Source organism: Polaribacter sp. L3A8, from assembly GCF_009796785.1.
Classification (GTDB): domain Bacteria; phylum Bacteroidota; class Bacteroidia; order Flavobacteriales; family Flavobacteriaceae; genus Polaribacter.
Map to the genome: position 1 here is coordinate 3,385,279 of NZ_CP047026.1, position 25,429 is coordinate 3,410,707.

Consider the following 25,429-nt stretch of genomic DNA (forward strand, 5'->3'; position numbering starts at 1 on the left):
TGATTAATGATAATGCTACAGCAACTATTAAAAACCTGTTTAAGTTCTTATATTTTTTAAGTTTATAAAATGTTGAAAAGAAAAGACTTAAAAGAATAAACTGACCAATAAAAAAATAATGGCTTAAAAAAAGGTTGTGTTCATTTAAATTAGATAAATACGAGGAATAATACTGAATTGTACAACAAAGTATTAGATACATAATAAAGTATTTTAAAGCTTTGTCTTTTTTTGTATAACTTATTATAAATGAGAGGGTGTTTATAGCTAAAAAAAAATAGCCACCATTTGTAAGAAATTCATCAAAAGTCATTTAGTTCTTCGTATTTATAAATTTCTATTCGTGTTTTATAAAAGTACTATTTTTTATGTTTTTTTTTAATTTAAAATTTTTATACCATTCTATAAAGATTAAGATTTGGTAAACTAAATAGAGTATGGCATTTAAAATCCAAACATATTTTTTAAAAGAAGATAATGACAAGTTAACAATATTACCAACAGAAAATAAAAAAGTACTAGAAATTAGATAAATAAAAACGCCACAATTTAAATAAATAAATTTTTTTGAAGAATTTAGATTTTCAGAAAAATAAAAAATAGAGAATAATACAATGGGTAGTGATGTTAAGATTACTTCTATTAAGTTAAATTTAAAATAGTTTAAAGGATTTATTATGTATAGAATAATAATAACAATAGGAATCGTGCTTAAAAAAAAATTAACAACTCTTTTTTTTATTTGAGACTTTAAAATTTCTTTATAAAAAAAACTCAGAAAGAGAAATTGCCCTACAAAATAATAATGCGATAAATAAAGGTTGGGTATATTATGAGCGCTTAAATAAGTTGCGTTTAATTGTATTATTAAACAAAACAATAGGTAAAAAGGTATAATTTTAAAAGCTATCGATTTTTGTCGATAGCTTTTAAAAAATAAAAATGTATTAATGGCTAAAACTAAATAGCCTAAATATATAATAATTTTAAATAGAGGCATTTAGTTCTTTAATTTAGAGGGCTGTCACCGTCGCAAGCAGAAGGACAAGGGTCTGTAAAATCGAAAATACCACTATCATCTGCACTTTCTGCAGCTAAAGTATTTCCCTTAGTAGCACTAGGCAACATATCTTTTCCGTTTTCATCTACGCCTACAATCATTAATTTTTCTTCATATTCCTTTTCACCTTTACTGTTTGTAGATTCTTTTACACCAATATATGCGCGTATACTTTCTACTCCGTCTTCCGCAAGAACTTCTTGTAAATCTATTTTTGGGATGTTAAAAGCACGACATTTATGGTATTTGTTGTAGTCAGATTCTAAGTTTCTCCAATTTTCTGCCCATTTTTTGGCTTCGTCTAAAGAAATGGTGTTTACCTTAGAAGGTGTTGGTACTGGAGTCTTTTTTTTAGTACCATTAATATTAATGTTAAAAGTAATGTTGGTGTTTTTGTTGTTTTTTACAGTTAAGTCTACACTTTCTTTTAAGTTTTCTAAGTTTTCGTTACAATTACACATAAGGCAAAATTTAAGTTTGGTTAAAATTATATTTAGTTAGGCCATAAAGTTATGTAAAAATAAATATAATAGTAGGGGAAACCATAATATAAACTAAAAGTAGGTGTTGTTATGCTATAATTCTATTATATATTGGTTTAAAAATCCGTAATTTCGTGCAATGCCTACACCTTTAGAACTTCAAATTAAAACCTTACCAAATGAACCCGGAGTTTATCAATATTTTGATAAAGAAGATGTAATTATTTATGTAGGTAAAGCTAAAAATTTAAAGAAAAGAGTAAGCTCTTATTTTAATAAGCATCATGAAAATGGTAAAACCAGAGTTTTAGTAAAAAAAATTGTTAGCATTAAGCATATTGTGGTTAATACAGAAACAGATGCTTTATTATTAGAAAATAATTTAATTAAAAAATACAAACCACGTTACAATGTTTTACTAAAGGATGATAAATCGTATCCTTGGCTTTGTATTAAAAAAGAACGTTTTCCTAGAGTTTTTATGACACGTAGAGTTATAAAAGATGGATCAGAATATTTTGGTCCTTATACTTCTATAAAAACGGTGCGAATTTTATTAGATTTAATAAAAGAGTTATACCCGCTAAGAACGTGTAAGTACGATTTAAGTCATCAGAATGTAAATGAAGGAAAATTTAAAGTCTGTTTAGAATATCATTTAAAAAATTGTAAAGGTGCTTGTGAAGGCTTAGAAACAGAAAGTCATTACAGTAATTCTATTGCAGAAATTAGAAATATAATAAAAGGTAATTTTAAAGAAAGCTTAGATAAGTTTAACCAAATGATGTTTGACTTTGCAGCAAAAATGGAGTTTGAAGAGGCGCAGAAAATTAAAGAAAAGTTACACTTATTAAGCAATTATCAATCTAAAAGTACCATTATAAATCCGTCTATAAATAATGTAGATGTTTTTTCTATTATTTCTGATGAAACGCATGGATACGCTAACTTTTTAAAGATTTCTAACGGATCTATTATTCAGTCTCATACTACAGAAATTAAGAAAAAATTAGAAGAAACAGATAAAGAATTATTAGAGCTTTTTATTGTTGAAATTAGGCAACGATTCGACTCTCAATCTCCAGAAATTTATGTTCCTTTTAAAGTAGATTTGGGAGGCATTGTAAAGGTTACGATTCCTAAATTAGGAGATAAAAAGCGCATTGTAGAATTGTCTGAAAGAAATGCAAAATATTACAGACAAGAGCAATTTAAGCAAGTACAAATTGTAGATCCAGACAGGCATGTAAAAAGAATTATGGCGCAAATGAAAAAAGATTTACGTTTGCATGTAGAGCCACGTCATATAGAATGTTTCGATAATTCTAACATCCAGGGTACAAACCCTGTGGCAGCTTGTGTTGTTTTTAAAGACGGAAAACCAAGTAAAAAAGATTACAGACATTATAATATTAAAACAGTTGACGGACCAGATGATTTTGCATCTATGGAAGAGGTTGTCTATAGAAGATATAAACGTTTGTTAGAAGAAGAGCAGCCTTTACCACAATTAATAATTGTTGATGGTGGAAAAGGACAATTATCTTCTGGTTTAAAAGCGTTAGAGGCTCTAGGCTTGCGGGGTAAAATAGCAATAATAGGTATTGCAAAACGTTTAGAAGAAATTTATTATCCAGGAGATCCAATTCCTTTATATCTTGATAAAAAATCGGAAACGTTAAAGATTACGCAGTATTTAAGAAACGAAGCACATAGATTCGGAATTACGTTTCACAGAAATAAGCGTAGTAAAAGTGCCATTAAATCTGAGTTAGAACAAATTCCTGATGTTGGTAAGCAAACAATTACAACTTTATTACGTAAATTTAAGTCGGCTAAACGTGTTAAAGAAGCTTCTTTAGACGAATTAAAAGAAGTTATAGGAAATGCTAGAGCTATAAAAGTATATCAATTTTTTGAGCTTCAAAAAAAATGAAAAAATTATTAGTACTATTTATTGTGCTGTTTTCGGTTAGTTTTTATAGCCAAGAAAAACAACCAAAAGTTGGGTTAGTTTTAAGCGGAGGAGGTGCAAAAGGCTTTGCTCACATTGGTGTTTTAAAAGAAATAGACAAAGCTGGTTTACAGATAGATTATATTGGAGGCACAAGTATGGGCGCAATTATAGGTGGCTTATATGCAATAGGATATTCTGCAGATCAAATAGAACAGATTGTTTTAGAAACCGATTTTGTTTCGTTATTACAAGATAAAATACCCAGAAATTCTGAACCTTTTTTTGAAAAAGAATTTGGAGAGAAAACAGTATTTACCCTTCCTGTTCATAAAGGAAAAATAGGGTTGCCTAGAGCGGTTTCTAAAGGGCAAAATGTACTCAATTTTTTAATGGAATTATTAGCTTCTGTAGAAGGTATTTCTGATTTTAAAAAATTTCAAATTCCTTTTTTTTGTATTGCAACAGATGTAGAAAACGGAAACGGTGTTTTATTAGAAAAAGGTTCTTTGCCTTTAGCCTTAAGAGCTAGTGGTTCTTTTCCAACATTATTAAACCCTGTGGTTTTGGGAGATAAATTACTGGTAGATGGTGGAATTGCAAATAATTTTCCTGTAAGTGTTATGAAATCTAAGGGGGTAGATGTTGTAATAGGCGTAGATGTAGAGGGTAAGCTGTACGAAAAAGAAAATTTAAACTCCGTGGTAGCTATTATGAACCAGATTGTTAGTTATAAAATGTATGGTAAATCTGACGCAGAAAAAGAAAAACTAGATGTGTACATACATCCAGATATAAAGGATTACAATGTTGTTAGTTTTGATAAAAAAGAAGAGATTTTACAAAAAGGGATAGAAGAAGGAGTAAAATTTAGTAAAGTTTTTGAAGAATTAGCCTTAAAACAAACCTATAAAAAAAAGCTTAAAAAATTAAATTTTGATGATCAGAAATTTAGAATTACTGATATAGATTTAACTGGATCCAAATATTATACAAGGGCTTTTGTTTTAGGTAAAATAAAAATAAAAGAAGGAGATAGTCTGTCTAGAAAAGAAATTACAAAAAGAATTTACTTTTTATCATCAACAAAAAATTATGAAAGAATAGCATACAAACTAAGTAAAAAGGATGATAATAGCTATAGTTTAAAATTACATTTAAATGAATCTGATGAAAATGCTAATTTAAAACTAGGGGTTCATTATGATTTTTTATATAAATCTGGAGTATTGGTAAATTACAATCAAAAACATTTATTATTAGAGAATGATTTATTTTCCGTTGATATGATTTTAGGAGATAATTTAAGATATAACTTAGATTATTTTGTTGATAATGGGTTCTATATTAGTTATGGTCTTAGATCTAGATACAATCACTTTAGATCTAATTCTAAGTTTAACCCAATTACTTCTCAGTTTCCTGATGTGAGTAGTATTAATTTAAAATATACAGATATAACCAATCAATTTTTTCTACAAACTACTTTTAATAGAAGGTTTGCTGTAGGTTTAGGTTTAGAGCATAAGTATGTAAAAGCAACCACAGAAACAATTGCTTCTGCCAGTAACCAAGAAACTATTTTTGATGCGAGTCATTATTTAAATAGTTTTGGGTATCTAAAATTAGATACGTATGATAAAAAGTATTTTCCTACCACAGGTTATTTAGCAGATTTAAACTTTAAGTGGTATATGGCTTCATCAGATTATAATGAAGATTTTACACTTTTTGCACAAACAAAAGGAACCTTAGGGTTTGCAACTACTTTTTGGGATAAACTTACCTTACAAGTAACAAGTGAAGCTGGTTTTACTCTAAATGACACCAATTCTGATATTTTTGATTTTTATTTAGGAGGTTATAACAAAAACTACATTAATACCTTTGTTTCTTTCTATGGATATGATTTTGCAGAACTGTCTGACAATACTTTTTTAAAGTCTGAGTTTAATTTTAGATACTCATTTGTAGACAAACATTATGTGTCTTTTATTGCTAATTATGGACGATTAGAGGATAATGTTTTTAGAAATATAGATCTTTTTAGAGATGTTAAATCTGGTTATGCTTTAGGCTACAGTTATGATACTTTTATAGGCCCGTTAGAAATAAAATACAGTTGGTCTCCAGATAATAAAGACAGTTATTGGTTGTTTAACTTAGGTTTTTGGTTTTAAAAAAATGTAAAGATTAATTCTATTGATGTAATAAAAGCTTATTAAATTATTATATGTTATAAAGGTGTTTTTTTATGAATTATTAGAGTTTTAAGTGGTGGTTAGTTTAAATGTATCACTTCTTATTTTAAATATAATAAGTCCTTAAAACAACTTAAAGTAAGTGTTACAAAGTATTTTTAATTGATGTTGTAAAATGATACTGTTTTTATCAAAAAAAAAGCCCTGTTAAGTTTTAAAGCTTAACAGGGCTAGTAAGTAAAATAGTGTCTTTATTTTACTTGTTTTGTACTTAAATGAAACTCTTCGTAAGTTTCTAATAAATTCATTAATGCTTTAATTAAATCTTTTGTTTCTAAAAGAATACTAAAGTATAATGTTGTGTTTTTAGGACTTGTTTCATCTGTTCTAATTCTTGCAACTTGCTTTTCTATAGATGATGATACATTCTTTAACAACTCCGTTTTTTCTATTAAAAGCCCATTAAGATTATCTAAATCTCTTTTTTCGAAGATTGTAGCTTCTTTGGTTAATAAAGTAGATAATTGAGCGCTAATTTCTTTTAGATCAGTTATTTGTGCTTTCTTTAAATTTTTATGATTATTATTTACGTGCTTATAACTTGCTCTAGAAATATAACTAATAGATTGTGCTACATCTTGTAAATAACCCAATACCATAATATAGAATCTACTTGCTTGTACAGAAGTTTCGTCTAAAGATTTAATAAAGTAGAAAACACCGTCTTTTAAACCATCAATTTCATCATTAAGTTTAGCAACGTGTTTGTCTGTTTTACGTAGTTTATTTAAATCGTGGTTAGTTAAATCATTTACAACATTTGTATATAATTTATTTACACGGTTTACAACCTCAGAGATATGATCTGCACTTTCTTCAATGACTCCGTTAATTGTAATTAATTCTGCTCTTTCTATAAACTCTTGTTTTTTAACTTCTTTAGATTTTTTTCTATGGTTTAACGTGTTTCTACCTATTAAGAAGGCAACAACTGCTAATAAAATAGGAATCATAATCATGTCCCAACTTATTAAATAAGCAACTAAGGCTGCCGCTAAAAATGCTATAATTGCTGTTAAGAACCATCCTCCAACAACATTTATTACACCTGCAACTCTATACACAGCGCTTTCACGTCCCCAAGCTCTATCTGCTAAAGATGTTCCCATTGCAACCATAAAAGTTACGTAAGTAGTAGATAAAGGTAATTTCATTGATGTTGCAATAGATATTAAAATACCTGCAACAATTAAGTTTACAGAGGCTCTAACCATATCAAACGCAGGTAACTCATACGTTTTGTCTTTTGGTAACTCTATAACCGGTTTCTGAAATTTAGCATCAATAAAAGTCAATGCTTTTTTAGGTACCACCATGCTGATTCCTGTATTTAAAAACATTGCAAATCTAACAACAACTCTAGATAATGGGTTTGGCTGAAATTTTTCATGTCCTTCTCCTTGTCTAGATAAATCGATACCAGTTTTTATTACATTCTGTGCCTTACTAGAAGTCCATAAGGTAACTACCATAATTCCTCCAGCTGCTAATAATAACCAAACATTAGATGGTACTTTCTTAGCTAAAATTCCCATAGAAAAAGCATCCGCAGTTAATTCAGGAACTAATATTTTTGCTTTCATAAATTCTTGATAAGAATTTAAAGCAGCAATTGGTACACCTACAAAGTTTACCAAATCGTTTCCAGAAAACGCCATTGCTAACGAAAAAGTACCAATACCTATAATTAACTTTAAAATATTAACGTTAAAGAATTTTATTAAAACTTGAGAGATAACAGACCAAATAAGAAAACTACCTGCTATAATTAATATGGTGTTTCCTTCAATTAAATGTTTTACATCACTATAAAAAGGAGTTCCTTTCATTCCTTTTATAATAATAAAGTAAGTGATTGCTGTAATAGCAAACCCACCAAACAAAGCGCTAATATAGGTAGCTCTTTTATTAAAGTTAAAGGTATAAATTAGTCTAGAAACAAACTGAACAATTGCTCCAACAGAAAAGGCAACTACAACGGATAATAAAATTCCACTAATAATTTCTAAAGCTGTTTCATGGTTAATGTATTTCCAAATATCAGAGAATGATTGCGCTTCATTTGCAGATATTTTAATTAATGAAATACAAACCGCGGCTCCTAATAATTCAAATACAATAGAAACGGTAGTTGAGGTTGGCATACCAAGGGTATTAAAGATATCTAGTAATAGAATATCTGTAATCATTACGGCCATAAAAATGAACATAATGTCTTGAAACATAAACATATTAGGGTTAAAAATTCCTTTACGTGCAACTTCCATCATTCCACTAGAAGTAACGGCTCCAAAAAACACACCTAAGCTAGCAATAATCATTATATTTCTAACAGATAATGCTTTTGAACCTATTGCTGAATTTAAGAAATTAACAGCATCGTTACTAACACCTATTACTAAATCTACAATAGCTAAAATAGCTAAAGCAACTAACATTAAAATATATGGATCTCCCATGTTGTTTATTTAATTTTTTTTGTGTCTGCAAATTTACAAACACAAAAAATTGTGAATGTTACCTTTACGTTATTATAATTTATTTTAAAAATGAATATCTACTTGTAATCTAAATAATAGTTGATTTGACTTGAAGCCAATATCCGTATAGCTTACATCTGTTTGTACTTTTAATTTATGACCTGCAATATATTTAGATACACCTAAAGTGTATTGATTTTCTGCACCTTTACCTGTAATATTTTTATCTAAAGTAATGTTGGTATAACGTGCAGATACTTCTACTGTTTTAGATAAAAGATAACCAGATTGTAAATTTAATCCGTTTCCAACTTGTACAGTGTCTCCCGTTAAAGTACCATCAGCATTTTTAGCAAATGCATCATCCGCTTTTCTAGTTGCATATTCTGCCATTAAAGAAAACCCTTTGTATTTATACATGGCATCAATAAAAACATTAGAAACATCTGTACTGTATAATGAACCACTGTTGTTTATCATATAGTCACCTTGGTTTCCTCTAGTTCTAGCAGCGTCTTTATTAATGTTGTATCCAAATGCAACAGATAGTTTTTGATGCTCTTCAAATTTTAAATCACTTCCTTTATAATCACCTTTGCTTGTGAAATCTCCAAAAGGGAAAAACTCAACTCTTGCGGTGTATTGATGACCACCTTCATTTCCAGTAGTAACATTTCTTCCTTCACCTTGAGAGATAGAAAGTGTTTCTTTCATTAAAAAGGTTTCAGATAGCTTGGTTTTATGTTTTAATTGAAGTCCAATATCTCTGTCTATATTAAATCTACTATTTAATAAAGAACGATCTATCATTTGTAAATTTCCAGAAGAAATAACACGTTCTCTATTTCCAGGTAATTTTGTTTGTCCAAACCATAAGACAAAATTTCCAGAGAAATTCCATTTTAAAACAGCATCCATTATATATCTAGGTGAGTTGTGTGTGTATTCAGATCCCCCAGATAGATCTCTATTAGATAAACCTAATTCTACTTTGTATTCTAATTTAGGCGAATAAGCAAAACCATTAAATTTTAAACGAGATCTTCTAATTAACATCGAAGTTTCTGGATTAGAAAGACCATTATTTACATCCCATTGAGAAGTTGCTAAGGTTTGGAATCGGAAACCTACTTTCATGGTCCAAGTACTATCTTTACCTACTAAGTTAAATAGCCCTTTACCAAACTTTGGGGTATTAGTTTCTTGTCCGTTTGTGTTTAAGAAAGTACACATACAAACAAATATTACTGCTTTAAGCAGTATAGGAAATTTCATAATTATTAGTTTTTGTCACTGCAAAGAACCGATAATTATGTTAAATTAGTTAAAGAATCCTTAAAAATAAATAAAAGAAACTGCCTTGGCCAAAGGCAGTAGTCATATAAAATAGTCGACAAAAACTAATTAATTTATGATGACATTTCATCTTTAAAGATGTTACAAAAATGCAATCAATTATTAAGTCTAATGTTTTCTTTAGATTAACTAAAGGTTAATTAAATTTTTATTGTTAACCTTTAGTTAATGTTTCTGTAATACAAGCATAATTTTCAACTAACATATAATTTACAAATGCGGTGGACTTTTGCGGGGTAAATTATACGAAAAAAATGAAGAAATTTTTATTTATTACTTTTTTAGCTTTCAGTCAATTATTAATTGCGCAAAGCAAAGGGACGTTAAAGGGTTTATTAACGGATAAGGAAACAAATAATGAGCCGCTGCCATTTGCAAACGTGTTTATTAAAGGTACTACAGTTGGAGCAACTACAGATTTTGATGGAAATTATAGTTTAATTGTACCTGTAGGAAAGCATACCGTAGTTTTTAGTTTTTTAGGATATAAAACAATTGAGAAATCAATTACAATTGTTGCAGGAGAGACCGTAACTGTTAACCAAGTATTATCTGCAGAAGAAGGCGTTTCTTTAGATGAGATCGTTTTAAAATCTTCTACTAGTAAAGAGAAATTAAGTGCTTTAATTCTAGATCAAAAGAAAGCGGTTTCTATTAAGACTACTATTGGGGCGCAAGAGTTAGCAACCAAAGGAGTTTCTGATGCAGAAGGAGCGGTAACAAAAACTGCAGGAGTTTCTAAAGGTTCTAAAAATGTAATTGTAAGAGGTTTAGGAGATAGATACAATTCTACAACTTTAAACGGATTGCCTTTGCCTTCTGAAGATCCAGAATACAAAAATATTTCTTTAGACTTTTTTGATACTAGTATCATTAAAAATATTGGTGTAAATAAAGTGTTTACAGCAGATCTTAATGGAGATGTTGGTGGAGCAAACATAGATATTGTTTCTAAAGAATTGGTAAAAAAGAGTCTTTTGAGTGTAGGTGTTTCTTTGGGAGCAAATACACAAACTGTATCTAAAAGTTTTTTAACTATAGATGGTACAAATAGATTTGGTACGCAGAGTACAGGGATTCCTGTAAATGATTTAACAAAGTATTCTTTTAATAATTCTTGGAAACCACAAAGCCAAGACTTTCAGTTAAATAATAGTATTTCTTTTGCAGGAGGAAAGAAATTTGATATTGGTGAAGATACTTTTAGCTTTTTTGTTGTTGGTGGTTTTGATGGGAGTTATAATTATGTTGATGGTAATATAAAACAAACAACAAGTTCTGGGGAAGTTTTTCAGGACCAAGATTTTCAAAAATATGACTATAACGTATCGCAAATCTTAATGGCAAACTTAAAATATAAGTTTGAAGAAGGACATAGTATTGCATACAATCATTTGTTTATTCATAATAATAAACAATCTATTGGAGATTATTTAGGGTCTAATAATCCTGAGCAAGATGGAGATTTAGAATATCAAAGAAGACAGCAAACTAACAATAATGAGTTGTATGTAAATCAACTTATTGGAAACGTAGAATTGTCTGATAGATTAAATCTTGAAGCAAAGGGTTCTTTAAACTTTATTAGAGGTAGTGAGCCAGATAGAAGAACTAATAAATACCTTTTTAGAGATGATTTTTATAGTCCTCAAACAAGTTCTGCAGGAGAAAATGAGCGTTACTTTGCTAAGTTAGAAGAAAATGATTATGCTGCTAAAGGAAAGTTTTCTTATAAATTAAAAGAAGATGATGAAGATATTAGTGTTTTTGAGTTTGGAGGAGATTACAGATATACAGAACGTTTATTCTCTTCAACAATTTTTAATCATGATTTTTCTAGTAGAGTCGCAATAGACTTAGAGGACCCAGATGCTATCTTTAATCAATCTTCTATTGATAATAATATTTTTGATTTAGAAACAGGTAGAGGTGGTTCTAGTAATCCTTCTGCATTTTTACCATTTACTTACAGAGGTAAAAGACAAATATTTGGTGCATTTGGTAACTTAGTATATCAACTTGGTGATAATTTAATCGCTTCAGCAGGAGCAAGATTCGAGAAAATTCAACAAAGAGTTACATATAATACAAACATTGCACAATCTGTAGTAGACGGAGCATCAAACCTAGATAATACCTATGTTTTACCAAGTTTTAATATAAAATACAATTTTAACGATAATAGTATTTTTAGAATTGCAGGTAGCCAATCTTATACATTTCCTCAGTTTAAAGAAACTGCACCATTTAAATATCAAGATATTAGTTTCTCTTCTCAAGGTAATCCAGATTTAAAACCATCTGATAATTATAATTTTGATGCAAAGTATGAGTATTACTTTTCTTCATCTGAATTGGTAACGGTAACAGGTTTTTATAAAAACATACAAAACTCTATTGCAAGAACAGAAATTCCTTCTGGTGGTAATACATTAACTTACTTAAACGTTGGTAATGCTTCTGTATATGGTTTAGAAATAGAAGCAAGAAAAAATTTATACGAAATAGAAGATAAAGATTTAAAAATTGTGGGTGGTTTAAATACTTCAATTTTAGTTTCTAATGTAGATTTAGATAAAGGTTCTATAGCACAATTTACAAATGCAACTAGTAATTTAGAAGGAGCAACACCTTTATTACTAAATGCAGATATTTCTATCAATAAAAAGTATAATGATAACATTTTTATCTCTTCTTTAGTCTTTAATTATTTTAGTGAGAGAGTTTACTCTATTGGTACAAGAGGGTTTGAGAATATTTTAGAAAAAGGGATACCAACCTTAGATTTGGTTTCTTCGTATAATTTTAATAAAAATTATAGTATTAAATTAAAAGCAACAAATATATTAAATCCAGATTATCAGTTAACCAGAGCTGGTTTTGATGGAGGTGAAAACATTGTGTTAAGAAATTATAAAAAAGGTGTTAACCTAAGTTTAGGATTTTCTTACAATTTCTAAGCAAACCCTTATTTTAGTAACAATTCTTTAAGATTTAGATAAAACAAAATAGACATTGTTAGTGCAACTTTGCAAAAGTTAATAGAACTAAATAATTTAAATAAATTAATAAAAACAAAAATGAAAAAATCAATTTTATCAATCGTTGCAATTGCATCTTTAGTATTAAGTAGTTGTTCTTTAAGTGATGATGACGCTGCAGTAATTGTTGGAGGGGAAGTAACACCACAAAACCTAGCAGGAAATTTAACGTCTGATTTAACTTTAAGCTCTGGTGTTGCTCATAATTTAACAGGAGCACTTTTAGTAAAAGATGGCGCAACTTTAACAATAGAAGCTGGTACAACGATTAACGCATTAGCTGGTGGTACAGATGTTTACATTTTGGTAGAAAAAGGAGGTAAGATTATAGCAGATGGTACTGCAGAGAATCCTATTAAATTTACTTCTAGTGCAACTGTTGCAAATGCAGGAGATTGGGGTGGAATTATCTTAAACGGTAATGCTCCTTTAAGTAGACAATCTGGTGCAGAGAGTAATGCAGCAACAGAGGTTAAAAATTCAATTTTATTTGGAGGTTCTGATGTTGATGATAATTCTGGTATTTTAGATTATGTAATCTTAGAGTATACAGGGGCAAGAATTGATGACGAAGCTGAACACAATGGTTTAACTTTAAACGGAGTTGGAGCTGGTACAACAATCTCTAATATTGCTATTTTTAATGGTGATGATGATGGTATCGAATTTTTTGGAGGTACTGTAAATGCATCTAATATTTTAGTGGTAAACGCAAAAGATGATATGTTTGATTTTACTCAAGGTTATGCAGGTACTTGTACAAACTTATACGGAATTAGAGAAAACGGTTATACTGCTGTAACTTCTGATCCAAGAGGAATTGAAGCTGATGGTAATTTAGATGGAAATTCTCCTTCTGATATTAATGAATCTGTTTTTACTATTAATGGTGTTACAATTATAAATAATGCTGATGGTGTAGAAATGTCTGACGGAATTAAAATTAGAAGAGGTGCTACTGCAACTATTACTAATGCATATTTAGCTTTAGGAGCTGGAGCATTATTTGGAGATGTTGTAGACTTAAAAGATGGTAAATCTGATTCTGCAGAACTTACCTCTATAACTGGTGTTGCAAATACTGCAAACGGTTTAGATATTGCAGATATCAAAAACACTACTGTTGGTGGAGCTAGTATTATTTTAACAGTTGGTACAACTGGTGGAGCAGATAATTCTGTATTTTCTTGGACTGGTTATAACTTCTAAGAAGATATAATAAATAATTTACTTTAATAAAAAGCAGGCTTTTAAGCCTGCTTTTTTTGTAATAAATTTTTGTTTTTTAAAAGTAGATTTACATTTATACTTTTAATAGTTAACGTTAATAACAATATTATTGTAGTATTTCTTTTAAAGATTCTTTACAGCAGGCAACCGTTTTAAATTTTCTACTTCATTATATTTTGTATCAATAGGCAAAGAACAATAAAGAGCTAAATACACCTCAAAATTACCAAGAGTTATGTCTGTTAAGAATTAATATTTCTTTTAACAGGGCACTTTAAAAAGAGCTTAGAATAAGAAAAAGCACCTTAAATTATGCAAAGTCCTAAGAAATCTATTTTCAGAATATAAAAAGATCAATTGTAAGCTACAAATTGGTTTGTTTAAAAGAAGAAAAGAGGTGTCATTCTATAGTATTTATAAAGTTCAACAAGTTGATGATTCTTTAGGGTAAGAATTGTAACAAGTTTTCTTTAACCAAAAAAAACGCACTCTAGAGTGCGTTTTATAAATTATAAAGTAAACGGTAATTTAGAATCTCCAACCAACATTTACACCTATTCTAGGCACTAATGTAGGTGCAGCTGTACTAAATAAGTTTCTACCAATACCAGCATGTACATCAATTGTTAAACCGCTTTCTGCAATGTATTTTGTACCAACAGCAACACCTAAAGCACCATCTGTATATTTTTCATAAGTAAAGTCGCTACCTCCATTATTAGGTAGTTTTTCTTTTCCCCAATTGATCCCAAAAAAAGCTTCACCAAAAAAGTTCCATTGTTGGGTTGCAGAAAAATAATTACGGTAATAAGGCGTAATCATCGTATTTTCATTGTACCTAAATTTAGCTTCTTGTTTTGCTAAGTTAAAAGCAGTAGAAACCCCAAAAGAAGAGTTTTCTGTGATGTAACTTTCGTAAGAAAATTCTAAATTTTTTATAACCAATGCATCTCCAATATCTAATTTAATTTCTTGTTGAGCATAACTTAAAGAACTAACTAAAAGTCCGAAAGCTAAAAGTAATTTTTTCATGTTTTTATTTTTTTGTATTTCCTTTTATTAAACAGCAAATTTAGTAAATAAGATTGATTTTTAGAATCTGTACCCTAAAGATATTCCTCCTCTACCAACGGCCTCTAAAGAGCTGTTATTTCCACCTAAATTACGGCCTAAGCCTAAGTAAATTTCTGTAGTAAAGCCTTTTTTAGAAATAAATTTTCCACCAACAGAAATACCAACGGCAAATTCTGTATTCGTTTCGTTATTACCGTTGTTTATATAATTACCATTGTAATCATCATAATAGTCGTAATTATTTTTTTCATAAGAATGTAACATTCCAAAACCTTCCACAAAAAAACCTCTAGCAAATTTACTAGAAAAGTATCTTCTATAATAAGGCGTTAAAGAAAATTTTCTATATTCTGCTATGTCACTATCATTATTAAAACTAACTAATGCGCCTACACCAAAAGAAGACTCTTCATTAATTAAATATTCATAAGAAACATCTATCCATTCAAAGGCTAGAATTCCCAAAACGTTTAATTTTACTTCATGTTTTTTGTTAATGTCTTGTGGGTGTTTTTCTTCTTTCTCTTGAGCAACAATAATTGTGCTAATAAATAATAAAAGTAATAGTGTAATTTTTTTCATTTTCTTTTTTTTGGTTGATGTTGCAAACATATCTTAAAAAAAGCCATTAATCTAAAAAATAGCTCTTAATTGCACGTTTCCGGTATGTATGGTTTTGGTGTTTTCGCTCTTTCTACCTAAATAATTTAAATTTAGATTTAAAAAAGAATTTAGTTTTTTATTAAATAAAAGATTCCAAGTATAATTTTTTCCTGCTTGTAAACCTTCTAACATTTGGTAGGCAACGGGTGTATTTGTATCTCCTGTAAAATCATTTAAAAATACATTTACATTGGCAGAAATTTGATTCTTTTTACTGTTGATATAAAAATATTCAATTCCGAATTTTTGTTGCTGCAATAGTTCAAAATCTTGCAACTTATTTTCTTTGTTTTTAAAGTGATAAAAAGCGGTAAGACGATTGTTTTCATTATACAAGAAACTAATTTTAGGCTGAATCTCATTGGCATTAATCGTATAGTTTCTGTTGTTAAAATTTTGAGTTTCTAAATCATTTTTAGATGTTTTTCCCATCAACTCAAACAGCCAAAAAGAGGCAAATTTATGAGCAAAATCTATTTGATGTAATTTTATATTGTTTTCTTGATTACCTATAAAATATTGTTGCTTACTTCTGTTTTTTCCGTAGGTGTATGTTGTACTATATTTCTGAAGATTTTTGTTAAAATAAAGGCTGTTTCTAATACTAAAATTAAGTCCTATTAGTTTGCTTTCGTCAAAATCGAAAGGATTAAAATTAAACGAATTTCCTATTCTTTGTTGTTCATTTTCTACACTTAAAAAACTCTGATTGTAAAATTTAGAAAGTACTTTTTTAATTCCGTTTTTAGACGCCCAAACTCTTGGGTTTACCGTTATAGATTGTGTAAACTTTGCTCTTTGCGTAGCAATAAATTGCAAATTTGGTTTTGGTAAACGTAAATAAGATGCTTGATCTTGAAATTCTGCAATTTCAAACTCATCAAAATCCTTAACGCCATCGCTGTTATAATCTATCCAAGTATAATAGCCCAAACCAGGTTCTGTTTTTATATAAATGTATTCTTGTCTGGCAATATTACCAGATGAGGTTTCATAAACAGTACCTAAATTAACGAAACTATTAAATAATTCTTGATTTAAAACAACTTTAGAATTTAACGATTTTTTGTTGTCTGTAAACTTGTTTTCTGTAAGTCTGTAATTGGCAAAAATACTTAAATTAGTCTGCTTGCTTTGTATTATTTTACTGTTGAAGTAAAACGTTTTTCTATTATTAACTTCTGTAAAAGAATTCGATTTTATACTATCATTATTTCGGTAGTTAAAACCAAATTTAGCGTAGACGTTTGTAGAATCTCCAATACCAAAATAGGTTTCGTATTCTTTAAATTTATGACTTGTTTTGATGAATTCTTGCGAGGTAATATCTTTTCTACTATTGGTTTCGAAGTTGATAAACGCACCCAACCACCTTTTATTAAAATTGTGTTCTGCTTTTGCTTTAGCGGTAAAAAAGGTATCGTCTTCTGTAGTTGAGGTGTTTTTTAAAAAACTACCATTTATATAAAAAGACGTATTTTTTAACTTCATTTTAGATTGTAACTCATGTTTGTTTCCAGAAAAAACATCCTTGTAGGTTAAGTTGTTGTATCGATATAAAAGAAAGCCTGTTTTTTTATTTTGTAAAGAAAATTCAGATTGAAAGAAACTTTTGGTAGCATTATTGGTTAATAAATTCCAATCTCTATTAAATTCTACAGACTCCCAACGTTGTGCTGTTTTAAAGCTTTTTTGTACAAACTCATGACTGATATTACTTTGCAATTGCCACTTTTTATCAATCAATGTTTGTTGCCAATCTACCTTTGTGGCTATGGCTTTGTTTTCTGTATCATCTAATGTAGAAAACAGATTTGCATCATTATTACTTAAAGCTACTTCTGTATTAATTGTTGTTTTATTAGAAGGATTATAGGCCGATTGCACTATAAATAACTGCGATTTTGTGGGCGGAATTAAACGAATTATGGGCTTGTAATTTCCTAGATTTGTGCCTACAAACAAAAAAATATTTCCAGTGGCAGTGGTTTTATCTAAAATGTAGTCTCCTAAATTTGTACCAACGTTAGAAAAAGTTACCGTGTATAATTCATCTGTTGAATTTGTGGAGTACTCAAAAACTTCTTCAGTGCCATTTAAAACTTTTTTGTAGAGAATTTTATTTTCATCAAAAGTATCTTCATAAGCACTTTCTGCCACCATTAAATAGGTATTATTACCTGCATTTTCTAAGATTATTTTTTGCTCTGTAGTTAAACTCTGTTGTATTGGTTGGTTTTTTGCATCATTTTCCGAATAAAAATAACCAGCAATACTAAACTTTTCACTTTCGTAAGAAGCTTCATTATAGGTTACAAATCGGGTGTAGTTTTTTTCTGAATATTGAAAATCAATAGCTATTCTCATATCATTGGTTATCGGGTAAGTAGTGTTAAATTCTATTTCACCAAGGTTGTAATCTATTGTATAATCATTCTCTTCGCCACGTTTAATTAAAACTCCATTAATGTACACTTTCTCGCTACCTTCAATAATTAAAATAGCACTTTCATTATTAGCACCTAATATTTTATACGGACCTTGATTTCCTTCTACTCCAGTAATTTTGTAAGTACTAAATCGTCCTCTAACTACTGCTCCAGAAGCGGCTACTTTTAAGTTGTCATTAATTTGGGCTTGTACCAATAAACCAGAAACTTGTTTGGTTAATGGTAAGAAATAACTTTTTGTATTTTCTAGTGAAATATCACCAGCTCTTACACGCCAATTATCGGTAAACATTTCAATAAAAATACGATCGAAATCGGTGATGTTTTGCGAATATCCGTTTTCTTGAATAGGAATATTGGTGTCAAAAATATTGGCTCTTAATGTTACGTCTTTAGAGAGTTTACCCGATATTTCTAAATCTAAAGCAGAGTTGGTAACCGCATTCTGATTGTTACCTGTGGTAATGCCTCTACTAATATAACCTTTGGTTTGTAAACCATCAAACAATTTTATTTCTGATGCTTTTTTGTTGGTGGTTAAACTGTATAATTTACCTGTATTTGTGCCATTCGGAACCATAAATTTTTCATCGAACGGTGTATATATTTTTGTGATAAAATCTGGTAGACGAAAATATTCAACAGTAATTTCTGTATATTTTTTAGAGTTGATGATTAAAACCGCATTACTAAAATCTACCGTATATTCTGATGGAGGAATTACTTTTAAAAATGTATTTAAGACTTTAAATTTATGAGGATTTAAAGCCACAGAATCTAATTGAATCGTATCGTTTTCAATTAAATATTTTTGAACTCTAAAATCTTTAGATACAGTTTGAGATTGGATTGAGAATCCAATAAAAAGTAAAAAGAAGAAGAGAATTCTTTGAATCATAAAAAACTATATGTTCTAAACGTAAAAATATGTTTTTTAATGTTTGAAAATAAAAATTAAAATAATGATTGTTGCTTTACGGGGTTTTCGTGCGCTAACAACCATTTTTTACGCCAAATTCCGCCAGCATATCCTGTTAAAGAACCATCCGAACCAATAACTCTATGACACGGAATGATAATCCAAATTGGGTTTTTACCATTTGCAGAGGCAACCGCTCTAATGGCTTTTACATCTCCCAAAGCTTTGCTTTGTTCTAAATAAGTTCTCGTTTTATTAAATGGAATATTTAATAATTCTTGCCAAACTTGCTTTTGAAAATCGGTTCCTTGCGGATTCAATTTTAAATCGAAATCAATTCTTTCTCCAGAAAAGTATTGACCTAGTTGAGTGACACACTCTTGCAAGCATTCAGGGATTTCAGAATTTGTCACTTCGAGCGCAGTCGAGAAGTCTTCATCTAAAACCGAAACCGATTGAATTCCGTTTTCATCACCCTCAATTTTTGCGGTTCCTAGTGGTGTTTTGTAGTATGTGGTTTTTAAACTCAATTAAAGTTGTATTTTATTCTTAGTTCTTTTGCCTCTTCGTCAGATGAATAATTCATCAGTAATAAGCCTTCGACAGTTTTTATCTTATTGTTCTTAATTTGTTCTGCAATATAATTTCTTGCTGCTGTTGTTTTCTTAAAATTGTCAGTAAAAATAGCAATTAACTGTTTCGGATTTGCTTTTGTAAACTTGTTTTTTACAATTTGTGCAGATAAAAAATCAGAAATTAAATGCGTCTCTCTTAAGCTACAAATTTGAATTTGTTTTTCTATTTTTTTATCATCCGTAGAGATCTCTACAAAATTATTAACACCTATGCTATACATTGGTTTAATGCTAGAATGTGTGTTTTTTGCTCTTCCTTCATAATCATCAATAGATAATTTAATTGAAATAACATCAGTGAAATTTATTTTTTCTTTATCAATAATAAATTCATCCGAAGTTATTTTTAGGTATCCTGTATAATTTATCAGAATATCTTCTTTAGAAAACATTGTAAAAAATACAGAAGCGATAAAGGTTATAAAATAAATAACAGCTACTGGATAAAAAATAGTTTCTATAAAATCAAATTCTAAATATACTTTGTTGATTGAAATAATTACAAAAGCAAAAATTCCAATTGCTAGTCCTAAATTAGTATACGTTTTAGGGTGCTCAAAATTGAAGAATTTTTCTTCTGTTGTAATTGTATCAAATACCATTTATATACCAAAAACATCTTTAGAATTCTGAGTTGTAATTGCAGCAATTTCATCAAAAGAAAGACCGTAAATATCTACTAGTTTGTCTACAACATTTGTAATATAAGCACTTTCGTTTCTTTTACCTCTATAAGGAGTTGGTGCTAAATAAGGCGCGTCTGTTTCTAAAACAATGTGTTTTAAATCAATTTTATGTAGAAACTTATCAATCTTACCATTTTTAAAAGTAGCTACACCACCAATACCTAATTTCATGTTATAAGAAATAGCTTGTTTTGCTTGGTCTAAATTTCCTGTAAAACAGTGAAAAATCCCTCTTAAATCATCGCTTTTTTCAGATTCTAAAACTTCAAAAACTTCATTAAAAGCATCTCTACAGTGAATGTTAATAGGCATTTTTTTCTCTTTTGCCCACTGTATTTGTGTTCTAAAAGCGTTTTGTTGCTCTTTTAAGAAACTTTTATCCCAAAATAAGTCCATGCCAATTTCGCCTACGGCGTAAAATTTCTTTTTATCAAGCCATTCTTTAACGTGTGCCAACTCTTCTAAATAGTTTTCAGCTACAGAAGTAGGATGTAGGCCCATCATTAAAAAAACATCTTTTGGATACTCTTTTTCTAATTGTAACATTTTATCTGTATATGAAGCATCAATAGCAGGAATAAAAAACCTAGTAACACCAGCGTCTTTAGCGCGCTGTATCATAGCAGGTTGGTCTTCGTTATACTGGCTAGAATATAAATGGGTATGTGTATCTGTAATCATTTTGTGTAAAAATTTCTAGTGCAAAACTACTAAATATTCTTAGTGAAAAGGGCTATTGTTTAGCGTTTTATAAAACGTACCTTTGCAGAAAAATATTAAGAATGACTTTTCAAGATTTAGGAATCTCTAATCAATTACAATATGCTATTGATGATTTGGGGTATGTGAACCCAACACCAATACAAGAACAAGCATTTTCTGTTGTAAGATCGGGGAAAGATGTTGTGGGAATTGCGCAAACAGGTACAGGAAAAACTTTTGCGTACATGATGCCTATTTTGCAAGATTTAAAATTTGCTACGCAAAAACACCCAAGAGTATTAATTTTAGTGCCAACGCGTGAGTTGGTTTTACAGGTGGTAGAACAGATAGGACAATTATCTAAATATATTAATACACGTGTTTTAGGGGTTTATGGTGGTGCAAACATCAACACACAAAAACAAGCTATTTTACAAGGACAAGATATTATTGTTGCAACTCCAGGACGTTTGTATGATTTGGCGTTGAGTAATGCTTTAAAGCTAAAATCTATTCAGAAATTGGTAATTGATGAAGTTGATGTAATGTTAGACTTAGGTTTCCGTTTTCAGTTGATGAACATTTTTGATGTGATACCTGCAAGAAGACAAAACGTATTGTTTTCTGCAACGATGACAGAAGATGTAGATGCCTTAATTTATGATTTTTTTAAAAACCCGGAAAAAATATCTGTAGCCGTAAGTGGAACGCCGCTAGATAATATTGAGCAAGTTTCTTATAATATCCCTAACTTTTTTACCAAAGTTAATTTATTACATGAGCTTTTAGCAGATAAAGAAACGTATAATAAAGTATTAATTTTTGTTGGTTTTAAGAGAACGGCAGATTTATTGTTTAAACATTTACAAGAAGTGTTTAATGATGAAATGTGTGTTATTCACTCTAATAAAACTCAGAATTATAGAATTCGTTCTATAAAACAGTTTGATGAAGGTAAAAACAGAATTTTATTAGCTACAGATGTAATGGCTCGTGGTTTAGATTTTGATAATGTTTCTCATGTTATCAATTTTGATACTCCAGAGTTTCCAGAAAACTATATGCATAGAATTGGTAGAACGGGTCGTGCAGAACGAGCAGGAAAGACCATCCTTTTTTCTACACCAAAAGAGCAAGAAACAAAAGCAAGTATAGAGGCTTTAATGGATTATGAGATTCCGGTTTTAGATTTACCAGAAGAAGTTGAAATTTCTAAGTTATTAACGGAAGATGAACGTCCGAAAGAAGACCAAGGAATTTCTAAAAACAGAACTTCTTTAGAGTATGTTCCTGGACCTGCTTTTCATGAAAAAAGTGAAAAGAATAGTCAAGTAAACAGAGGTGGTTCTTATAGAAGAGAAATTGCAGCTAAATATAAGAAGCCTAAAACCAGAGGAGATAAAAATTACAATAAACATAACAAGAAAAAGAAAAAATAATGCAGGTTTTAACAGCACAAGAATTGCATAATTTAGCAATGAATATTGTTGGCGAGAAGCTTATAAAAATGGGGTATGAGTTTCAGGCTATTAATAGTCAGTTAAAAAGACATCCTCAGTTTGTGTTATTTAAAAAAGGAGCACCTACTATTTTTGTATTGGTAAAGGCGTCTAGTAATATTCAGAATCCAAATGAATACGATGCTATTTGGATGGAAACCTTTATAAATCATGCAAAGAAACAAAATGCGAAAGTTTGGTTTGCAGGTGTAGGAATTGCCAATGCAGAAAGTGTGGAAAGTCCGGTTTTTAAAGATCAACCTTACTATGTGGCTTTTGAAGATTTTATTAAGGTGTTGGAGTAAGGTTCGTTTAACGTTGTTTTGTTATGAAAAGTTGCGTGTTTTAAGCCATAAATTTTGTAAACAAAACACAGATTTAAAGCCTGCGAGAACTTTCGTAAATAAGCAATAACTAGCAATAAATTATATATGGTGTTAGGCAACGTTTTTATTCCAAATCATTCTTTTTTATCAAGTTAAGTGTAAAGTCCATTTGAGTATCTTTTTGATTCAGATAATCCTCATATGTTTGAGTCACATTATAGTCGGGAATAGTTCCTCTATTATAAAATTGATTGGGCTTCTTAGGAACATCTTGTTCAATATTATCTATGGAAAACTCTGTCGCAATTTTTGATTTAGGCAATATGTATTCAAATGAGGTATGTCCATTGTGTCCGTAATATCCGCCCATAGTTTCTTCTCCAATGGTAATGGTGTTTTGATTACCTGCAACCATAGCTGAAAATAAACTACCTGCCGAAGCAACTCTTGGACTTATTAAAAGATAAATGTTTCCTGTAAAAGCATTTTTATTAGGTTTTCTAACTTTCATTTCATTTGTTTCCTTGCTTATGAAATATTTTCCGTTTTTTTCCGTTGGAAACCTTTTTTGAAAATAACGGTTGAATTTTCCAACACCCAAAGGTCTTAAAAAAGCAGGAATTGGTGAATCGTAATATTTTAATAGTGGAATTTTCTTGAAGTTAATCCAAACCTGTTTACTTTCTTGGAATTTTCTTGAAGTCAAGTAAGAATATGTAATTACATCATTTGGATCTGTTCCTCCACCATTATTTCGTACATCGACAATAAGGTTTTTGATACCGTTTTTTTTGATGTTTACAAAAATGCTATCCAACCAATTTTTGTATATTTTATGCTCTGCTGCCTCTTCATTTCCTCCAATATCGAATGAGTTTACTGTTAAAACTGCAGTGTTTTTGTTTATTTGTTTATAGTTGTAAATTTCATCTTCGTTTGGGTCTTCATATTGTAAACGATCGAAAGGTTTAGAATGTCTATTTTTAAAGTTTTTTCGATAGTCAGAATATCCTACACCTTTTACAATGATAGTTTTTTTTGTGTCCGAACTTTTAGTTTTGAAAGTGATTTTAAATTCGTTTTCAAGCCCAAACAAGTATCTATAATATTTACTGAAAGAACCATTAATTCCAATTTGTTTTCCCGTTTTGTTGATTCCGTCAGTTGTATAGAATTTATATGTGTTCGGAATTATATCGTTAATTTCCAGGGCGTTAATCGAAACTATTTCAGCGCCTAAAGGGATTTCGCTTGTTTGGAAATTGAGCAGGACTTTATTTTCTACAATTTTTACTGGAAAAGGAAAATATCCTATATATTCTTTTTTTATTGTTTCAAATCTCTTTTCTGGAAAAAAGGTGTTATTGTGTAAACTTCCTTCATAATCGGTAAGAGTGGAAATTAGGTTATAAAAATCTATGTAAGTCGATAGATTGTTAATTTCCTTTTCTGCCCAATTATAGATACTGTCAATTTGTTCTTTAGTTCGGTATTTGTATAGCCCAGAGTTAGCTTTTAGGCGTATATTTCTAAATATCTCTAAATCTTTTTGCATTTTTATTTGTGAAAAAGAATCGTCAATAGATTGAGAAAATGAAATGTTAGATATTATAAAAAAGAAAAGAGATAAATAGGTTACTTTGTTCATTTGGATATTATTTTTCTCCAAATGTAATTTTAAGAGATTGTAACCACTTGTATAATATTGGTTACTTCATTTTTGCAATTATACTTGCTTTATATTTTTTTGGTGAAATCCCAATAAAGCGTTTAAACGTTTTAGAAAAATGAGCCATATCTGTAAAGTTATATTGATATGCTATTTCGGTAAGTTCTGAATTTGAATTAATCGCTTTTTTGCTAGAAAATATTTTCCTCATTAAAATATAATTCATTGGTGTCATACCTGTTGAAGTTTTAAATTTTTTTGCAAATCCAAATTTATTTATGTTTGCTATTTTTGATAATTCATTTAGTTGAATTTTATCATAAATATGATTTTCAATGTAGTTGTTAACTTGACTAAAACTATCGAAATTTAACTCTGAATATTCTTTTTCATTTTCTTGAGAGTAAAGTTTCAAGACATTAACGAATTGTGATAGAGTAAACTCAATTACTTTATCATTTTTTGTGTCCAAAGCGTTTTTTAGTTCCAAGAACAATTGGTTAGCTTTTTTACTCTTAATTTGTCGGTTTACAAATTTGATGTTTTCCCCATTTAAAACCGCCTGCATTAATTCATTCGGTATATAGATAGTATCGAAATTAAGGTGTGATTTGTCCTCAATTACAGGATTAGAATGTATTTCGTAGGGATTGGTAATTGATATACTTCCAGCTTCAGTAAAAAGACTTTGATTTTCAAAATCAATTTGTTCAACTCCTGCGTGGATAAGTGAAACACAAAACGTATCGTGAAAATGTTTTGGAAAACTAGTTTTTTGGTTTTCAATACTTATATATTCTAAATTATCAAATATCATTCTTGTTTTCTCGGTGTTTCTGTATTGTCCTGATATAGGTTGACCTTTTTTTAGGTTAATTTATACCGTTCAAACTATTTTTTTAGCCGTTTAGAAGGCAAAAAATATTTTGAACTATGTTTGTT

17 protein-coding genes are annotated in these 25,429 nt (G+C 29.5%); 6 read left to right on the forward strand and 11 right to left on the reverse strand.

Annotated elements, in window-relative coordinates; genetic code table 11:
• Positions 1 to 1,008 precede the first annotated feature (1,008 nt).
• The gene (locus GQR92_RS13915; RefSeq protein ID WP_158840552.1) at positions 1,009 to 1,521 is read right to left on the reverse strand and encodes a hypothetical protein; all 513 of its coding nucleotides are present in this window, start codon (positions 1,519 to 1,521) and stop codon (positions 1,009 to 1,011) included.
• Positions 1,522 to 1,681: 160 nt separating this feature from the next.
• Here GQR92_RS13915 and uvrC point away from each other — a divergent pair, with 160 nt between their 5' ends.
• Both uvrC and GQR92_RS13925 read left to right on the forward strand, forming a co-directional pair.
• Positions 1,682 to 3,478: an excinuclease ABC subunit UvrC gene (gene uvrC / locus GQR92_RS13920; protein WP_158840554.1), complete on the forward strand. Its 1,797-nt coding sequence runs from the start codon at positions 1,682 to 1,684 to the stop codon at positions 3,476 to 3,478.
• On the forward strand, positions 3,475 to 5,676 hold the full coding sequence (locus GQR92_RS13925; protein WP_158840556.1) for a patatin-like phospholipase family protein: 2,202 nt from the start codon (positions 3,475 to 3,477) through the stop codon (positions 5,674 to 5,676). The genes uvrC and GQR92_RS13925 overlap by 4 nt, the downstream gene beginning before the upstream one ends.
• Before the next feature lie 272 nt (positions 5,677 to 5,948).
• Here GQR92_RS13925 and GQR92_RS13930 read toward each other — a convergent pair whose 3' ends face one another.
• Together GQR92_RS13930 and GQR92_RS13935 are read right to left on the reverse strand one after the other, a co-directional pair.
• Positions 5,949 to 8,216 (reverse strand): inorganic phosphate transporter, encoded by a 2,268-nt coding sequence (locus GQR92_RS13930; protein ID WP_158840558.1) that lies wholly within the window; start codon positions 8,214 to 8,216, stop codon positions 5,949 to 5,951.
• A gap of 84 nt (positions 8,217 to 8,300) precedes the next feature.
• Complete coding sequence (locus GQR92_RS13935; protein ID WP_158840560.1) at positions 8,301 to 9,512, reverse strand: porin; 1,212 nt, start codon at positions 9,510 to 9,512, stop codon at positions 8,301 to 8,303.
• Positions 9,513 to 9,847: 335 nt separating this feature from the next.
• Here GQR92_RS13935 and GQR92_RS13940 point away from each other — a divergent pair, with 335 nt between their 5' ends.
• Together GQR92_RS13940 and GQR92_RS13945 are read left to right on the forward strand one after the other, a co-directional pair.
• Positions 9,848 to 12,553 (forward strand): TonB-dependent receptor, encoded by a 2,706-nt coding sequence (locus GQR92_RS13940; RefSeq protein WP_158840562.1) that lies wholly within the window; start codon positions 9,848 to 9,850, stop codon positions 12,551 to 12,553.
• Between the two features lie 120 nt (positions 12,554 to 12,673).
• On the forward strand, positions 12,674 to 13,843 hold the full coding sequence (locus GQR92_RS13945) for a hypothetical protein (protein ID WP_158840564.1): 1,170 nt from the start codon (positions 12,674 to 12,676) through the stop codon (positions 13,841 to 13,843).
• Between the two features lie 549 nt (positions 13,844 to 14,392).
• Here GQR92_RS13945 and GQR92_RS13950 read toward each other — a convergent pair.
• Genes GQR92_RS13950 through GQR92_RS13975 form a run of 6 tightly spaced genes read right to left on the reverse strand, consistent with a single transcriptional unit; the run spans position 14,393 to position 20,972 of the window.
• Positions 14,393 to 14,896, reverse strand: a complete 504-nt coding sequence (locus GQR92_RS13950; RefSeq protein ID WP_158840566.1) for a DUF3575 domain-containing protein — start codon at positions 14,894 to 14,896, stop codon at positions 14,393 to 14,395.
• A gap of 60 nt (positions 14,897 to 14,956) precedes the next feature.
• Positions 14,957 to 15,520, reverse strand: a complete 564-nt coding sequence (locus tag GQR92_RS13955) for a DUF3575 domain-containing protein (RefSeq protein WP_158840568.1) — start codon at positions 15,518 to 15,520, stop codon at positions 14,957 to 14,959.
• 51 nt (positions 15,521 to 15,571) lie between these two features.
• Positions 15,572 to 18,949, reverse strand: coding sequence for a hypothetical protein (locus GQR92_RS13960; RefSeq protein ID WP_158840570.1), 3,378 nt, complete (start codon positions 18,947 to 18,949; stop codon positions 15,572 to 15,574).
• 56 nt (positions 18,950 to 19,005) lie between these two features.
• Positions 19,006 to 19,500 (reverse strand): methylated-DNA--[protein]-cysteine S-methyltransferase, encoded by a 495-nt coding sequence (locus tag GQR92_RS13965; RefSeq protein WP_158840572.1) that lies wholly within the window; start codon positions 19,498 to 19,500, stop codon positions 19,006 to 19,008.
• Complete coding sequence (locus tag GQR92_RS13970) at positions 19,497 to 20,207, reverse strand: hypothetical protein (protein ID WP_158840574.1); 711 nt, start codon at positions 20,205 to 20,207, stop codon at positions 19,497 to 19,499. Before GQR92_RS13970 ends, GQR92_RS13965 begins: the two co-directional genes overlap by 4 nt.
• A complete protein-coding gene (locus tag GQR92_RS13975; RefSeq protein WP_158840577.1) occupies positions 20,208 to 20,972 on the reverse strand; it encodes a TatD family hydrolase in 765 nt (254 codons plus the stop codon).
• 101 nt (positions 20,973 to 21,073) lie between these two features.
• Between GQR92_RS13975 and GQR92_RS13980 the strand changes: the two genes are divergently transcribed.
• Entirely contained in the window at positions 21,074 to 22,432 is a 1,359-nt protein-coding gene (locus GQR92_RS13980; RefSeq protein ID WP_158840579.1) for a DEAD/DEAH box helicase, read from the forward strand.
• Positions 22,432 to 22,797: a Na(+)-translocating NADH-quinone reductase subunit F gene (locus GQR92_RS13985; RefSeq protein WP_158840581.1), complete on the forward strand. Its 366-nt coding sequence runs from the start codon at positions 22,432 to 22,434 to the stop codon at positions 22,795 to 22,797. The genes GQR92_RS13980 and GQR92_RS13985 overlap by 1 nt, the downstream gene beginning before the upstream one ends.
• Positions 22,798 to 22,942: 145 nt before the next feature.
• On the opposite strand, the gene GQR92_RS13990 is transcribed toward GQR92_RS13985, so the two are convergent.
• Both GQR92_RS13990 and GQR92_RS13995 read right to left on the reverse strand, forming a co-directional pair.
• Positions 22,943 to 24,466 carry a S41 family peptidase gene (locus GQR92_RS13990; RefSeq protein ID WP_158840583.1) on the reverse strand — a complete coding sequence of 508 codons (1,524 nt, stop codon included), beginning with the start codon at positions 24,464 to 24,466 and terminating at the stop codon, positions 22,943 to 22,945.
• A 61-nt stretch (positions 24,467 to 24,527) separates the two neighbouring features.
• Positions 24,528 to 25,304: an AraC family transcriptional regulator gene (locus GQR92_RS13995; RefSeq protein ID WP_158840585.1), complete on the reverse strand. Its 777-nt coding sequence runs from the start codon at positions 25,302 to 25,304 to the stop codon at positions 24,528 to 24,530.
• Positions 25,305 to 25,429 lie beyond the last annotated feature (125 nt).

What these genes read in the sequence shown, in the direction of transcription:
- GQR92_RS13915 (WP_158840552.1), bottom strand. Translation starts at nt 1,521, where the DNA reads ATGTGTAATTGTAACGAAAACTTAGAAAACTTAAAAGAAAGTGTAGAC.
- uvrC (WP_158840554.1), top strand. Translation starts at nt 1,682, where the DNA reads ATGCCTACACCTTTAGAACTTCAAATTAAAACCTTACCAAATGAACCC.
- GQR92_RS13925 (WP_158840556.1), top strand. Translation starts at nt 3,475, where the DNA reads ATGAAAAAATTATTAGTACTATTTATTGTGCTGTTTTCGGTTAGTTTT.
- GQR92_RS13930 (WP_158840558.1), bottom strand. Translation starts at nt 8,216, where the DNA reads ATGGGAGATCCATATATTTTAATGTTAGTTGCTTTAGCTATTTTAGCT.
- GQR92_RS13935 (WP_158840560.1), bottom strand. Translation starts at nt 9,512, where the DNA reads ATGAAATTTCCTATACTGCTTAAAGCAGTAATATTTGTTTGTATGTGT.
- GQR92_RS13940 (WP_158840562.1), top strand. Translation starts at nt 9,848, where the DNA reads ATGAAGAAATTTTTATTTATTACTTTTTTAGCTTTCAGTCAATTATTA.
- GQR92_RS13945 (WP_158840564.1), top strand. Translation starts at nt 12,674, where the DNA reads ATGAAAAAATCAATTTTATCAATCGTTGCAATTGCATCTTTAGTATTA.
- GQR92_RS13950 (WP_158840566.1), bottom strand. Translation starts at nt 14,896, where the DNA reads ATGAAAAAATTACTTTTAGCTTTCGGACTTTTAGTTAGTTCTTTAAGT.
- GQR92_RS13955 (WP_158840568.1), bottom strand. Translation starts at nt 15,520, where the DNA reads ATGAAAAAAATTACACTATTACTTTTATTATTTATTAGCACAATTATT.
- GQR92_RS13960 (WP_158840570.1), bottom strand. Translation starts at nt 18,949, where the DNA reads ATGATTCAAAGAATTCTCTTCTTCTTTTTACTTTTTATTGGATTCTCA.
- GQR92_RS13970 (WP_158840574.1), bottom strand. Translation starts at nt 20,207, where the DNA reads ATGGTATTTGATACAATTACAACAGAAGAAAAATTCTTCAATTTTGAG.
- GQR92_RS13975 (WP_158840577.1), bottom strand. Translation starts at nt 20,972, where the DNA reads ATGATTACAGATACACATACCCATTTATATTCTAGCCAGTATAACGAA.
- GQR92_RS13980 (WP_158840579.1), top strand. Translation starts at nt 21,074, where the DNA reads ATGACTTTTCAAGATTTAGGAATCTCTAATCAATTACAATATGCTATT.
- GQR92_RS13985 (WP_158840581.1), top strand. Translation starts at nt 22,432, where the DNA reads ATGCAGGTTTTAACAGCACAAGAATTGCATAATTTAGCAATGAATATT.
- GQR92_RS13990 (WP_158840583.1), bottom strand. Translation starts at nt 24,466, where the DNA reads ATGAACAAAGTAACCTATTTATCTCTTTTCTTTTTTATAATATCTAAC.
- GQR92_RS13995 (WP_158840585.1), bottom strand. Translation starts at nt 25,304, where the DNA reads ATGATATTTGATAATTTAGAATATATAAGTATTGAAAACCAAAAAACT.